We start from the raw sequence: 15027 nt of genomic DNA on the forward strand, positions 1-15027 counted from the left end.
TGGATTGGGGAAAACTCAGCTTTTGAATGTTTATGCAACAAAGCCGATTATATTTAATTGTTATAAGAAATAAAAAAATCTATCTTTTATCATTTTTTATAAAAATACTAATCTAAAAAAATTCTTTCTATATTTTTCAAAAATCACTCATTATGCTTTCAATGTTTTATTTAACCAAATTAATTCACTCACCTGTGAATTAATAAAAAACTTAAAATTGAAAGAATATTTTATTATTCAAATTAAACCAATTTAATTGGTGAAATAAAAAATATTCTGCAATGAAAATTAAATCTTATTGAATGGTGCCTTACTGATATGAGTGAAGTCAGTCGAAGTCCTTATAAAAAGGCAATTTTGTTTGAACAACTTCAAAATGTTCAGTCCAATGTATTTCCAGCTGCAGATCCATTTGTTGCCCATTTGGCAAGTCCGATCGCAGCAGAAAAACCCGTTCAAACCCATAAGATCTTTTGGGCAATTGGTGCTGTTCTAGCATTGCATTACAGCATTTTTTATCTTGCAGAGCATCTTCCAACACCGCCGTTAGTGGTGAAAAAGCCTGAACCAATTGCGGTTGTAATTGAAAAACCCAAGGAAGAGCCACCTAAGGTGATTGAACCCAAACTTAAACAGGAAATACAAAAACCGATTATTCCTCCTGTGTCAGCAAAGCCTCAACCTGTACAAAAGCCTGTGGTTGAAAAATCCATTCAAAAGCCTGTCGAGCAGAAGCCAATTGAGCAACCTAGACCAGTCGCTAAATCAACGCCTCAAGCTGTACCACAGGCTGAACCCGCAGAAAATGTCGCACCGACCCAAAAAGTCGCTGAAGCTGTGAGTAAGCCTGCTCAAGAAAACTTGCCCGTCACGGCAGCCAAAGGTTATGCCGGTTATTTGAGTAATCCTGCCCCTGAATACCCAGAAGTGGCATTAGACCGAGGTTGGGAAGGCGTTGTGATGTTACGTGTGAAAGTCTCACCCACAGGCAGTCCTTTAGAAATCAACCTGAAAAATAGCAGCGGTAAAAAAGCACTGGATGATGCTGCTGTCAAAACTGTGAAGCGTTGGAAATTCTCGCCTGCAATGCGTGGCAATACCCCGATAGAAGGCTGGGTCGATGTTCCGATTCACTTCAAATTACCCAATTAAACTGTAAAATTTTATCTTAGGAAAATTCGATATGTCTGATATTAATACGATTATTCATGATGCAACCATTTGGCTATTGATCGGTTTTTCGATCGTAACGTGGGTGTTGATTGTGGTGAAAGCCATACAAACCTCAAAAGCCACCAAAGAAAGTAAACACTTTGTCGACAGTTTTTGGTCAGCCCAAAACTTGGCAGAGGCGATTAACCAATCTGAAAATGCACAGGGACCTACAGCACGTATTGCTCAAACTGGTTTTAAAACTTTGACTGATGCCAATGAAAAAACCCATCAAGACTTACAACAAACCTGGAGCCGTCAGGATTTATTAGAACGACACTTACGCAAGCAAATTCTTGCTGAGCGTCGCCAACTGGAGAAAGGCTCGGCTGTTCTTGCATCCATTGGTAATAATGCCCCATTTATTGGTTTATTTGGCACCGTGTTTGGGATTATTCACGCCTTACAAGCGATTGCTCAATCAGGCAGTGCCAGCATGGATGTAGTCGCAGGTCCAATTGGTCAGGCATTAGTTGCAACAGGTATTGGTATTGCTGTGGCTGTTCCTGCTGTACTTGCCTATAACTATTTTGTTCGTAAAGTAAAAGGCATTGGTGCAGATTTAGATGACTTTGCAACAGACTTTGTCAGCCTCACTCAAAAAGTAGGTTTCCAACTTCCAACCAAAACTCAAAGTACCCATGTTGCGGCAAAACCAGTGACGGCACATCAGCTGTCATCTCAAGAAAAGGAGGCTTTGGCTTAATATGGCTATTTCAACCTCTCAAGATGACGATGTCGTCAGCGACATTAACATTACCCCACTGGTCGACGTGATGTTGGTGTTATTGATCGTGTTTATCGTCACGGCGCCTTTATTAACCAATAGTGTGAAGGTCAACTTACCCAAAGCTGCACCAACACAATCTACAGATCAAAACAAAGCGCTGGTGATTAGCGTAAAACCTGATGGTGCAATCTTTTTGGATAAAGACCCAGTCAAACTCGAAAATTTTGAGCAAGAAATCACACAGCGTAAAAATACCAATGCGAAGTTAGCATTAAACTTAAATGCCGATGAAACTGTCCCTTATGGTACAGTGGCTAAACTCTTAGCCAGCATAGAGCGTGTTGGTGTAGAAAAATTATCGGTGATTACTGAACCAAAATAGTGGATTACTCACTGAAACCCAAGACATCTTCAACATTTCGATCTGTATTGATCCCAATGTTGTAGGTGTCTTTTTTATTGAACCTAAAAATTCGGGGTTGCAGAACTACTCTGTCCTTCGCCATTTGCCATGGTAACAACATAAACAGATCACGAAAATCTTAAATAAAAAAAGCACCCTTTGAATTAGACACAATGATCCAACTTCTGGGGTGCATTTCGTACTGGTACGGTTTATTCAGTTTAAGCCAATACGATGTTAAGAGACTTAGCGACTCACTCGCTGAATGGCTTCCTCATAGGTCGCACTTGGCTTGTATTGATTTGCCAATTGGTAATGTTGTTTAGCTTGAGTATAGTCCTGATTATTTTCATAAATTTTACCAATATTGTAATGTGAATACGCTTTGGTATTGTCATTGGACGCTAAAGCAATCGCCTTTTGATTTGCCCATAATGCCTCAGATGAACGATTCAACTTTTGATAAGCAACAGCAAGATTGCTATAGGTCTGCCCGACATTCGGATTGTAGTCAATGGATTGTTGATAAATCAGTGCAGCTTGTTCAAATTGATTGTTTTTATACGCCTTATCCGCTCTCAAATTCAGTGCCTTAGCCCTTGCCTGTGCATTGGCTGAAACAGGAACATAATGCACCTGCATCGCTTGGCTTTGATAACTCGATACAGTTGAACCCACTTGGCTTGCCCCAATGGTTGTCCCCGAAATACGGTTAATATCTTGGATTTCACCCTCTGGACTAATGCGGAACACAGTCCATAAGTTCCCTGTCAAACCCGTTGGAATATAGTAAGAGCGGATCAAAGACTCGCCTACATAAACCATAACTTTAGCTTGGCTATTCGACAAGTTCGCAGTATTGGGTTTCGCGCGGTCTGAATAATCATGCACTGAATAAACATAATATTGCCCATCTAAACGTTTATCAATCGTCACCGTTTCAGGGCCATAAGCGTCTGTGTCGTCAACATCTAAATTGGCATCTTGCCCTTGTTTATTGTCCCAATACACATGTTGATTTGTATAACTTAAATGTGAGTCCAGATCTGAAGGACTCTGCCCCCAGTTTAAAACGATTCGCATACTGTTTAAGTCTTTCAATACAGGGCTTAAAGCATAGGTCATACCATCACAAGGACATTTTGCCACCAGTGTAGAATAGCCTGATTTTTTGATAATCAATAAATTGTCTGCGCCATTTGCACTGCTACTGTTCACCGTTGCCCGACCGTCTGCGTTGGTTGAGGTTGATGCAGACTGTTCACCATTTTTTTGTAATATGACTTGTGCATCGGCAATATTTTGATCTTTTACCGTTGCACTTAAAACATGAATATTGGTTGTATCTGCATAGCTCAAAACAGGTATGCTTAAACCCAAGATAGAAGAATAAAGTAGATGTTTTTTCATTGCGTATCTCTTATTAAGATGCTTATCTCTTTTCAAAGTCTTTTTAAGCCTAGGACTTAAACGTTAAATTATACAAATTATGCGATACATTGGATGTATAGACGATGGCTTAAATCTTGAACTTCTGCTTAGGCTATTTTAAAAAATGCTCTGCCCATTTTTATTGTTCCGCAACACTCTAGGTCAACACGAGTATTCATCATGCTCTCGCCATCTTTAAATAATCGTATATTAACAAATTAACTCTGTGTCTCTTCATTTTTCAAAACAGGTTCAAGGCTTAGTTTCTTTGCAATAAACTGGATAAAAACCTCGATTTTCGGTGCTAAGTAGCGTGTAGGCGGATAAAGTAACCAAGCATCCCCACTATAATAGGTCTTGAAATGCCAATCTGGTAATACTTGGATCAGTGCTTGGCTATTTAAAGCATGTCTCGCCATAAAATACGGCAAACTTGCAACGCCCATATGCTTTAAAGCTGCATCTAGACGGATACCCGTATGATTTGCTGAATAACGTCCTTTTACAGTTACACAGGTGGTTTTATTGCCTTTTTGAAATTTCCACTTTGAGTCGCTGACTTGTTCACCTAAAAAAATACATTGATGTTGATTTAAATCACTCGGTTGCTGAGGCGTTCCATTCTTTTTTAAATACTCAGCTGTCGCCACTAAGACATGATCAATACGAATCAGCTGTCGACCCTTTAAGCCCAACGGCGGTTCATTAGTAATACGAATAGCTAGGTCAATTTCATCGTCAATAAAATCTATCAACCGATCTTCCAGTAACAGTTGAATATCTATTTGCGGATACAGTTCAAGAAACTCGGGGATATAGGGGTGAATCAGATAATGCCCTACGGCTTTCGGGACACTAATCCGAACGGTGCCACTCGGTTCAGTATTGAATTTGCCTGAATGCTCAATCACTGCTTGGGCGGCTCTGACCATCTCTAGACAATGATCATAAGTTTGTTTCCCACTCTCACTTAAACGTAGTTTTCGTGTTGTTCTTTCAAGTAGCCGTGTTCCTAAAGCCCGTTCCAATCGGCTAATGGCTTTACTCACTGCGGACGGTGTATTTCCAAGCTGTCGTGCAGTTTCTGAAAAACTGCCTGTCTCCACAACTTTGACAAAAATAGCCATTTCTTGGAGTAAAGCTATACTTTGATTTGTGCTCATGAGGAAAAAGTAATTTAATTTTTTACTAGATTATCATCAATAATGAAGCCTCCTATAATCTTTTCTGTGAAATTTTGACAGAGATAATCATGACTCAAGCTTTATATCTATCCGACATCACTCAAGCTGAGGTAGAGGTTCTAAAGTGTGAACCCACTGAAGATGGTCGATTTGCCATTCAGCTCTCCAACACACCATTTTACCCGCAAGGTGGTGGTCAACCCAGTGATGTAGGTAAAATCAATGATGCAGATGTACTTCATGTTGTCATGCAAAATGATCAAATTATTCATTATTCTAATCACGCCACTACATTAGGTCTGGCGCAAGCACGAGTTGACCTCAACCGACGACGTTATCACAGTCGCCTACACTCCGCAGGACACTTAATCGGGCATGTAATGCAAGCATTTGGCTGGGAACCTACCAAAGCACAGCACTGGCCAGAGGAATGCAAAGTCCAATTTGTCAAACAGGACCATTCTGAAGACCAAGATTTAGAAACTTTAGAGCTTCTATGTAATCAATATATTTCAAGCCAACTCGTCCGACTGACTCAACAAAATGCTGATGGCTACCGTGAAGTCAGTTTTGGCGATTTACCTGCATTTCCCTGTGGCGGAACCCATGTCCAAAATTTATCTGAAATTGGGACGCTCGAAATTACAAGCTATAAACTTAAAAAAGATAAATTAACCGTGAGCTATCGCGTTTCGGATGAGCATCAATAATATGTGGATGCAATATAGTTCAGAATTTTTAGCTTTGGCTTTGGTACATTTTCTTGCGGTCCTTTTACCCGGCCCCGACTTCGCCATTACGGTTAGAAATAGCGTGCGCTATGGCTATGCGATGGGTTGCATCACGGCTATTGGAATTGGTCTAGGAATTTCCGTTCATGTTTTATATACACTTATAGGCTTGGGGATTGTTATTCAACAAAGTCCGTGGTTCATGCTTATTTTGAGAATAGCAGGCGCACTGTATTTAATTTATTTAGGTTGGAGCTTATTACGTGCCCCCTCGATCAATATTGATCCTTCATTTGAACAGGCATCCAATACCCCATTAAGTCGAAGCAAAGCCTTTATGACAGGCTTTATGACCAATGCACTTAACCCCAAAGCGACTATTTTTTTTCTGGCTATATTTACTACACTGGTCAGCCCCACAACCCCGATGAAAGTGCAATTTGTTTATGGGGTATGGATGTGTAGCGTCAATGCACTTTGGTTCATGCTTGTTGCTGTTTTGTTTTCTCGCCCCATCGTTCGACAGCAGTTTTTAAAAATGGGAAAAAAGTTTGAGCGAGTGATGGGACTCATATTAATCGCTCTGGCACTAAAGCTTTTATTTACCCATTTATGATGTTTTATAACTTCAACAACTATCTAATTATTCAGATTGCTTAACCACAGACATCCTGAATAATTAGATAAAAGATAAGCAGTAAAGTTTTAATCATTAAATACGAAGTCATCTCGCTAAAATTTGGCTTCACTTTAATTTCTTATATTTTGAAAATGCCTTTTAAAATAAAAATCATTAAAATAAATCTGTACTAAAAATGATCAAATCAGCCATACTGTATTTTTATATCACGTGGTAAAAAATATACATAAAAAAAGGGGCTGACATGAAATTTAAAACATATTTATTTCTTTCACTCGGTATTTCTCTAAGCCAAAGTACAATGGCAGAAAGCTTTACAGAGACCTTTCACGGCGCACCAAAACTAAATCTGAATCTATATGCCTTTGGTGCAGATGTCGATGGAAAAATAAGCCAAGGAAATTTGAGTTATGAGGTCGATCAACCTGTCAGAGAAACCATCAAGGAGCTAGATCATTCTTTTATGGCACACGTTGATCTGAGTAAAGGTCGCTGGGGACTTTTTCTCGACCACCAAACTGTTGAAACCTCTCAAGAAAAAAGTGCGATGTCTGTGCCTGTTGCTCTCAGCACCAAGTTGAATCAAGCCAGCTATGGACTTTACTATCAAGCTTATATTTCTCCCGAAACCACTACTCAAAATTATCCAAAACTCGTGATAGAGCCGACCATTGGGATAAATCACACCAAAGCCGAAGCAAACTTGAGTGCTTTAAACCAAACATTAAATATGGAGACCTCATGGAACGAATTTTTCTGGGGTTCTCGTTTTAAATATAACTTTGACTCAGCTTGGAACTTGGCATCAGAAATTACTTTTGGCGTTGAAAATACTATTTCTGTACATGCTTATTTGGGGTATCGCATTCCAATCATGAATCGAAACCTAAACCTCAGAGCGGGTTATCGTTATTTTGACCAAGATTATAAAGCGAATAATTTTCATTGGGACATTCGACAACAAGGGCCAGTGATTGGCATTAATTTACCTATTTTCTAAGAGAGCATGATAATGAACAATGTATTAAAAAGAGTATTATTTGCCGCTGGAATATTTGTAGTAGCCGAAGCTGCTATGGCATGTACCCGTGTGGTTTATCTGGGCAATAATGATGTCATAACTGCGCGCTCGATGGACTGGAAAAGCGATGTTGGGACAAATTTGTGGATCTTACCCAATAATGTCAAACGTAATGGTATGGCAGGTCCAAAATCTATTCGATGGACATCAAAATATGGCAGTGTGGTTGCAACAGGTTATGACATTTCCACCACTGATGGCGTCAATGAAAAAGGGCTCATGGCAAACTTGCTGTGGCTAGTCGAGTCTGAATATCCAAATGTGCAAACCGCTAAAAAGCCGCCCTTAAGTATTTCACTTTGGGCACAATATGTTTTAGATAATTATGCCACTGTGCATGAAGCCATTCAGGCACTCGAAAAAGAGCCTTTCATCGTTGTGACTGACCAAGTTCCGGGTGAGAAACGTTTAGCGACACTGCACTTATCTATTTCCGATGCCACGGGTGATAGTGCCATTATTGAGTATATTAACGGTAAACAAGTGATTCATCATGGTCGACAGTACCAAGTGATGACCAACTCACCAACCTTTGATCAACAGCTCGCTTTAAATAGCTATTGGAAGCAGATTGGTGGCACAACCATGCTTCCAGGCACTAACCGCGCATCCGATCGTTTTGCCCGTGCTTCTTTTTATATCAATGCGATTCCAAAAAATGCGACCCCAGACCATTCGCTTGCCAGTGTATTTAGTGTCATCCGCAATACCTCAGTCCCTTTTGGCCTAAATACTGAAGAAGAGCCGAATATTTCCTCAACCCGTTGGCGTACGGTGGTCGATCATAAACGTGGTTTATATTTCTTTGAATCTGCCGTTTCGCCAAATGTGTTTTGGGTCGATTTAAAAGAGATTAACTTTAAAGATGGTCAAACCAAAAAGTTAGAACTTGGTCCAGACCAAGCGATGACCTATGCAGGCAAAGCCAATGCTTCTTTTAAAGTCACCAAACCATTTGAGTTTTTAGGAACCAAGCCCTAAGTTTTAGTTAAATCATAGACTTAAAGGTATAAACACTTCCCGTAATAGCCCTGCTCAAAGGGCTATTATTCACTCCAAATAAAGTTTCTTATGCTTATCTTTCACGACCAGATTTGACGTAGCCTTATTTATTAGCTGTTTTAAAATTTGAATTTTGACTCACATCAGCATATTCTAAACAGACCGATTTCACTTCCAAACACGTCTTGTTGCGTAGGAGTATTTATCATGTCAAAGAAGTTACCCATCTACTTCTCGGACGACGCATGGTCGTCTTTACAAGATCTCATGGGGCCCGAAGGTAAACCCAGCCCCACCATCAATAGTATGCTTGAGCAAATTGCGCAGCAAGCCGAATTTGTGGATCAACTTGGGCTGACACCTATTTTGCCTCAGTCCAAAGTCTCCCTTCCTGTCTCTTTAGAACGCATTCCCGCAGGTCCAGCCTTCAGCACAAAAGATGAGCAAGGCAAAGCCATTGATCTGAATGATTTTCTAATTCAAAACCCAATTGCGACATTCATCGCTTATGTAGACAGTGAGTCAATGTTAGGTGTAGGTCTTGAAGTAAATGATCCGATTATTATTGATCGGAGTATTGAAGCCAAACACTACGACATCGTGGTGGCTTTAATTGATAATAAAGATTCCACCATTAAAAGGTTGATGATTACGAGCAAAATGTCAAAGTCGGACATCAAAGACATTTTTGGGGATGAAAATTACCCTTTGCCTCAAATGTGGCTGAAAGCTGAAAACCCCGATTATGAACATATTATTCCGACAGAGAATCAAACCTTTGTCATTTGGGGAGTAGTGACGTTTAACTTAAAACGTCTGTACCACCGTTAAAAAAATAAGAAGAAGCAACATGAAAAATGAAACTGAAATATTCGCGCTCGTTGACGTGAATAATTGCTATGTCTCGTGTGAACGTGTATTTAACCCAAAACTGAATGACCATCCTGTCATTGTGTTAAGTAATAACGATGGTTGTGTCGTTGCTCGGAGTCAAGAAGCCAAGGATCTCGGCATTCGTATGGCGGTCCCTTTTTTCCAAATTCAAGAACTCGTCCAGCAGCACAATATTCAGGTATTTTCGAGCAACTACGCTTTATACGGTGCAATGTCTAGCCGCTTCATGCAGTTACTCGGGCAATATGTCGCAGCCGATGAACAGGAAATCTATTCTATTGATGAATGCTTTTTAAAGCTGACGGCCTATGAGCATTTATTCGATATCACTGATTATGCCAAAGATATGAAAGATAAAGCATGGCAATGGCTTGGACTTCCTTGCTGTATTGGCATTGGTCGCTCCAAAACAGAAGCCAAAATAGCCAATCATCTAGCCAAGAAAAATAAGGCTCTAAATGGCGTGTGCAATTTGGCACACATGGACCCGTGTACGGCTGAATACATGCTTGCACATGTGGAGGTCGGTGAGGTCTGGGGCGTTGGTCGGCAGAACTGTAAAAAACTAAATGCCATGGGCATTCATACCGTTTTAGACTTGATTGAGTCTAATCCCTGTGAAATCAAAAAGCATTTTAGTATTGTCATGGAAAAGACTGTCCGTGAGCTTCAGGGAACATCTTGCATTAATATTGAGAGCGATAAGGTTGCCCATAAACAGATTATTAGTAGTCGCTCCTATGGACAGGCTGTTTATGATATTGATGACATTAAAGCCTCTGTACGCTTATATGTTGCCAGTGCAGTGAAACGTCTACGTCATGATCGCTCTATTTGTAAAATGATCGGGGTGTATATTCAAACTGGCCGTTTTAATCAACAGGAACGTTACTCGCCCTATACCATTGTGCACATGCATGAACATACTGACGATTTGCTCAAAATCACACAGGCAGCGATGAAGGGCATTGATCAAATTTACAAGGCGGGGTTCAAATACAAAAAGGCTGGCATTGTCTTGTTGGAAATTATGGATAAGACTCAATTTGTACATGACCTTTTTACTGACTATAGCCATCAAAATGACCGTGAAATACTGTCCAATACGATAGATGCTATTACAGAGCGTTTTGGCAACAATCTAATCTCATTAGGGCTATGCCATGAGAAAAAAGAACCCTGGCAAATGAATCAATGCAATCGCTCCCCTGCCTATTTGACCAACTGGTCTGAGCTGTTTAAAGTTGGTTAAAATCACTCACTTAAAGAACAAAGATTAACGAGCATTTTCAGCTCAACCCTAAACCGAGAAGGATTTGTGAATGAACATCATAATTCGAAACGAACAGCCAAAAGATATTGAAGCCATTGATACGTTGACTCGCGCTGCATTTTTAAATGCTGAACATACTAGCCACACCGAACAATTCATTGTAAACAGCTTAAGAAAACATGGCCAACTCACAATTTCTTTGGTTGCTGTTGAAAATGGGGAAATAGTGGGTCATGTCGCTATTTCACCTGTATCCATTTCAACAGGTGCAACAGGTTGGTATGGTTTAGGCCCAATTTCTGTCTGCCCAACTAAACAAGGTTTGGGCATCGGGTCAAAGCTCATACAGACAGCACTTAAAAAATTAAAACAACTGGGTGCAAAGGGCTGTGTTCTTTTAGGCGACCCAAATTATTATCATCACTTTGGTTTCCGTACCTCTCTAGAACTTACCCTTCCTGATGTTCCTAGCGAATACTTTCAAGCCCTGAGTTTCAATGGGGAAATACCTCAAGGTGTTGTCCGTTACCATGAAGCCTTTAATGCAACTATGTAAGGCAAATGTAAACGAAACTTTAAAACTTAAAATATAACAAATAGTATATATGTACACATGATTTATATAGAAAAAGGTAGACTTCATGAAAAATATATTAGCTGCAACACTCGTCACTTTGGCCCTAGTAGGCTGTACCTCTACACCAACCGAAAAAGTCACGCAAGAATCAATCGCTACGGGTACATCAACACAAGTGATTCACTTTGTTGGTCCCATGGATTTAACCATTGAACTAAAATCATCCGATAACTTTGAAACAGCAATGATGACTGATAATTCTGATCGAACTTATATGCTTAAACATGTACCTGCTGCAAGTGGCATCCTGATGACAGATGGTAAAGGCGTATCTATTCACTTCAAAGGCGCTGAAGGTATTGTCGAGTTTGTCAAAGACAAACCGATCCAAATTACTGAATTCAAAAAATAAAAAAACAGCCTTCAACACTAAGATTGATCGCATAGACTTATGCACCGAAGCCCACTTTTAACGTGGGCTGTTTAAAAACAGTACCGTAGTACTTCATATAAATCTTTCACTTACTAAGTGTTATTTCAATTGAATATCAGACGGGAAATCTGGGAAAAAAACTTTAAAATCTTCTGCACTAACAGTCTCTAAATAAGTGAATGTTCGCCACTTGTTACTTTTTAGACTTCTCACGAAGATCCAATCATTCGTACTGAACTCAATATCTCCAGAAATTCGCGTTTGAATTTCTACAGGAATCACACAAATCTCTCCCACCGAAATCAGCCTATTCGCCTTTATAGGCTGTAGTTTAAATCCAGTTACAGAGTAGTTTCCCTCCCTAACGAAATCCAACACATCGGCCAACCGCGATTCATATACCTCCCGTTCAATCCATTTACCATTCACATAATATTGGTCGTTATGCAGCCTATTAAAACGAGAAGAATAATTATATTTCTGATTGTATTTAATGAGTTGCTGAACATCACCATGCTTGAGAAGATCCAGTTCCTCTTGCATAAATTGTTTGAACAGCACTAAGTGGTTTGGGCACTCTAAATCTTGTGCAAATGATGTTGTCGAGATAAGTGCAAAAATGAGAGCACAGATTTTTTTCATTTATAAAAACCTTATAATATTACAAAATTTGGAAGTGCATTTTTCAAACGATTGTGGGGTTTTAACCCATGAAGAAAAATTTTACAATATTATTTATTAATCAATGCATTAAGTTTGAAATACAGTAAAAAAAAATATCAAATAATAGGCTTAATAATTCCCCTTAAAACAATGATTAACCTAAAAAATGGAGTATCTCAACTGATCTTCAATCCCCTCAATATTTCAGGCACAAGCATATAATTTTATTAAGTTCAGTGGTCTATCAATAATGATACCCAAGAGGGTCAGACCTATCCCAGTACTGATTCAGTTGAAGATTCAATTCTTCTTTACAGATACCCTCAAGAACATAAAAGAGTTTTAACACCCCTTCTCTTTCAAGAATCATGAGTTTGTATTTATCAAATTCTGCAAGCCCAGGTCGAGCAATGACTCTTTGAAATCCAGCACTGTAGATCACAGGAGCCGTAGGTTTTTCGTATTCACATGCCCATTCTAATTCTGTTGAATTAAAACCCACTGCAATACTTTCCCTTACTTTTCCAGCAGCAACTCCACCAATAACCCCAATTTTCACGGATATCACTTTTTATACGTTGTACTAAACCATCTATAACAGACCCATTTACATATACAAGCTTTTTATCTTAAGTAATTTCTCAACTAAGTTCTATTGCTTACTCATTTGATCTTATCAATCAAATACTTCTAGGCTATTAGCTCAACACTTTTATAGATAATTCCTCTTATCAAATGGAGCTACAGAAGCACCTAATGTGCTTCTGTAGCTCATAATCGTTTAAATCAATACTTAAAATTAAACCCGACAAAAGCCGTTCGGCCCATTAAAATGTAATCAATAGAACGTGCGACATCATCGCGCTTGGTATTGGTTAAGTTTTTAATCCCCGCTTGCATAGTAAAACTTGGGTTAAATTGATACTGCCCACTTAAGCCTAAAACATGGTAATCATCTGATTTTTTACTCTTAGAAATGGCAGGCACATAGAGCATTTGGCTTCCAATATATTGATAGTTGAGGTTCAATCCCAACGCATCATTCACACGCCAATCCAAAGCCATATTGCCTGTATGACGCGGGCTATAGTCGAGTTCTTTGTCTGTATCTTTATTTTTAGCATCTGAATAGGTGTAATTAAACTTCATACCTAAAGCATCATTCACATCATACTGGCTCTCAAGTTCTACACCTTTGACTGATGCTGAATGCACATTGGTATAAGTCATGACTTTAGGACGGTATCCCGCTCTCCAACCATCGCTTACAATCATGTTTTTAATGTCATTATCGAAGTACATTAAACTTGCATAAAACTGGTCATTTTCATACACACCACCAAACTCATAACTTGTTGCCGTTTCTGGTTCCAAGTCCGGGTTCCCCACTACCTGACACATGCCACGGCAGGCCAATACTGAATATGTAGGATCGGATTGTGACAGACTCGGTGCTTTAAATGATTTACCAATTCCCCCTTTTAAATTAAATTGATCCGTGACTTGATAAACGCTATAAAAGCGTGGGCTGAACTCACTGCCAAAACTATCATAATCATCAAAGCGTCCAGCAAAGGTCAGAGCGAGTCGGTCAAGTTTCCATTCATCTTGTAAATAAAATGCTGTTTGATTTACCGATGCAGATCCATTCAAGTTTTGATTATGCTCTAACTCTGTTTTACGGAACTCGGCTCCGCCAGTCACTAAATGTTGTTCTCCAATATGACCGCTCAATTGGGCATCAACCGTATGATTGGTCTGCTGAATATCTCCCGTCTTTTTATACAAATTGGTGATGATTTCTGAGTTATCCATCAAGTCCACGTTTTCATAGTAATAACGCAGTCTGCTGTTAATATCATTCCAATTTGCAGAATAAGTCAGCCCAACACTGGTACGGTCCATTTCTTGAATATTGGTCGGAAATGACAGACCATAGTTGTTCCATACCGCTTTACGGTCATCTGAACGATGGGTCAAGTCAATATCTAAAGTCTGGTTATCATTAATCAGCCAACTGACATTTGAAAGAATGCTAAAACCTTTACGTTTTTCAGCAGCATCTGTATTTTTATAGATGCTTTGTTCAGAACGCCAAGCCTGTTGATCTACCCCCTCAAGTACCAAATTTGCCAAGAGTTTGTTTTCTATCAGGCTGCCACCAATATAGGCACTTGCTTTATGAATTGCCCCATCATCCCCTTCAGTTGGTAGCTCATAACTATAGTTAAACGCGGTCTCTAATTGCTCACTTGGTTTCTTTAAAATAATGTTAACGACGCCGCCGAGGGCATCTGCACCATATATGGATGACATTGGACCACGCACCACTTCAATACGATCTACTGCTGCCAAAGGAATAGATGACAAATCAAAATCATTTGAATAATTAGAGGTTAATGCATCTCTAGAATTCACACGGCGTCCATTGACCAATATCAATGTGTAATCTGAGTCTAGACCACGAATTTTTATTTCTTTACGACCATACGCAGAGGACGTATTAATATGGATACCCGCACTCTGTTGTAAAGCATCTGCTAAGTCATAAACAGGACGTTTTGCTAAATCTTCTTGCGTGATAACACTAATCGTTGCTGGTGCACTTTTTTGGTCATGCTCTGTTTGACTGGCTGTGACTGTAATTGTAGCTAACTTCTCTGCGATCACTTCATCTGCAAAAGCCGTAGTAGAAAGAATGCTCACCCCTAAAATACTTTGAATCGCAACACTCAAAACTTCCCGATTGAAAAAAATTTTATTTAACATGTTA

Annotated in this window: 16 protein-coding genes; 11 read left to right on the forward strand and 5 right to left on the reverse strand. The window is 39.4% G+C overall.

All coding sequences use genetic code 11. The features are described from left to right. The first annotated feature begins 318 nt into the window (after positions 1 to 318). From DPG01_RS12650 to DPG01_RS12660, 3 genes are read left to right on the forward strand one after another with little or no spacing between them, the layout of a single operon-like run. Entirely contained in the window at positions 319 to 1152 is an 834-nt protein-coding gene (locus DPG01_RS12650; protein ID WP_110975327.1) for an energy transducer TonB, read from the forward strand. Positions 1153 to 1183: 31 nt separating this feature from the next. After that, entirely contained in the window at positions 1184 to 1918 is a 735-nt protein-coding gene (locus DPG01_RS12655; protein ID WP_110975328.1) for a MotA/TolQ/ExbB proton channel family protein, read from the forward strand. A 1-nt stretch (position 1919) separates the two neighbouring features. Further along, on the forward strand, positions 1920 to 2324 hold the full coding sequence (locus DPG01_RS12660; RefSeq protein ID WP_086209396.1) for an ExbD/TolR family protein: 405 nt from the start codon (positions 1920 to 1922) through the stop codon (positions 2322 to 2324). 267 nt (positions 2325 to 2591) lie between these two features. Here the strand turns inward: DPG01_RS12660 and DPG01_RS12665 are convergent, their stop codons facing one another. Both DPG01_RS12665 and DPG01_RS12670 read right to left on the reverse strand, forming a co-directional pair. After that, the gene (locus DPG01_RS12665) at positions 2592 to 3755 is read right to left on the reverse strand and encodes a tetratricopeptide repeat protein (protein WP_110975329.1); all 1164 of its coding nucleotides are present in this window, start codon (positions 3753 to 3755) and stop codon (positions 2592 to 2594) included. 239 nt (positions 3756 to 3994) lie between these two features. Continuing rightward, a complete protein-coding gene (locus DPG01_RS12670) occupies positions 3995 to 4939 on the reverse strand; it encodes a LysR family transcriptional regulator (protein ID WP_110975330.1) in 945 nt (314 codons plus the stop codon). Between the two features lie 89 nt (positions 4940 to 5028). Here DPG01_RS12670 and DPG01_RS12675 point away from each other — a divergent pair, with 89 nt between their 5' ends. The 8 genes from DPG01_RS12675 to DPG01_RS12710 all read left to right on the forward strand — a co-directional run bounded on the left by DPG01_RS12675 (position 5029) and on the right by DPG01_RS12710 (position 11570). Then, positions 5029 to 5670, forward strand: coding sequence for an alanyl-tRNA editing protein (locus DPG01_RS12675; protein WP_110975331.1), 642 nt, complete (start codon positions 5029 to 5031; stop codon positions 5668 to 5670). Position 5671: 1 nt separating this feature from the next. Next, a complete protein-coding gene (locus DPG01_RS12680) occupies positions 5672 to 6307 on the forward strand; it encodes a LysE family translocator (protein ID WP_110975332.1) in 636 nt (211 codons plus the stop codon). A 268-nt stretch (positions 6308 to 6575) separates the two neighbouring features. Beyond that, positions 6576 to 7331, forward strand: a complete 756-nt coding sequence (locus DPG01_RS12685; RefSeq protein WP_110975333.1) for a hypothetical protein — start codon at positions 6576 to 6578, stop codon at positions 7329 to 7331. Positions 7332 to 7343: 12 nt separating this feature from the next. Continuing rightward, positions 7344 to 8393, forward strand: a complete 1050-nt coding sequence (locus tag DPG01_RS12690) for a linear amide C-N hydrolase (RefSeq protein WP_110975334.1) — start codon at positions 7344 to 7346, stop codon at positions 8391 to 8393. 228 nt (positions 8394 to 8621) lie between these two features. Beyond that, positions 8622 to 9245: a LexA family protein gene (locus DPG01_RS12695; RefSeq protein WP_110975335.1), complete on the forward strand. Its 624-nt coding sequence runs from the start codon at positions 8622 to 8624 to the stop codon at positions 9243 to 9245. Between the two features lie 19 nt (positions 9246 to 9264). Beyond that, positions 9265 to 10560, forward strand: a complete 1296-nt coding sequence (locus DPG01_RS12700) for a Y-family DNA polymerase (protein ID WP_110975336.1) — start codon at positions 9265 to 9267, stop codon at positions 10558 to 10560. Positions 10561 to 10630: 70 nt separating this feature from the next. Further along, complete coding sequence (locus DPG01_RS12705) at positions 10631 to 11137, forward strand: GNAT family N-acetyltransferase (RefSeq protein ID WP_110975337.1); 507 nt, start codon at positions 10631 to 10633, stop codon at positions 11135 to 11137. Positions 11138 to 11222: 85 nt separating this feature from the next. Further along, a complete protein-coding gene (locus DPG01_RS12710; RefSeq protein ID WP_086209406.1) occupies positions 11223 to 11570 on the forward strand; it encodes a hypothetical protein in 348 nt (115 codons plus the stop codon). A gap of 120 nt (positions 11571 to 11690) precedes the next feature. On the opposite strand, the gene DPG01_RS12715 is transcribed toward DPG01_RS12710, so the two are convergent. The 3 genes from DPG01_RS12715 to DPG01_RS12725 all read right to left on the reverse strand — a co-directional run bounded on the left by DPG01_RS12715 (position 11691) and on the right by DPG01_RS12725 (position 15023). Next, positions 11691 to 12233, reverse strand: coding sequence for a hypothetical protein (locus tag DPG01_RS12715; RefSeq protein WP_086209407.1), 543 nt, complete (start codon positions 12231 to 12233; stop codon positions 11691 to 11693). Between the two features lie 265 nt (positions 12234 to 12498). Beyond that, entirely contained in the window at positions 12499 to 12813 is a 315-nt protein-coding gene (locus DPG01_RS12720) for a hypothetical protein (protein ID WP_110975338.1), read from the reverse strand. A 227-nt stretch (positions 12814 to 13040) separates the two neighbouring features. Continuing rightward, positions 13041 to 15023, reverse strand: a complete 1983-nt coding sequence (locus DPG01_RS12725) for a TonB-dependent receptor domain-containing protein (RefSeq protein WP_110975339.1) — start codon at positions 15021 to 15023, stop codon at positions 13041 to 13043. Positions 15024 to 15027 lie beyond the last annotated feature (4 nt).

Origin of the sequence: Acinetobacter sp. WCHAc060042 (assembly GCF_003231195.1) — a bacterium.
In the GTDB taxonomy this organism is placed as follows: domain Bacteria; phylum Pseudomonadota; class Gammaproteobacteria; order Pseudomonadales; family Moraxellaceae; genus Acinetobacter.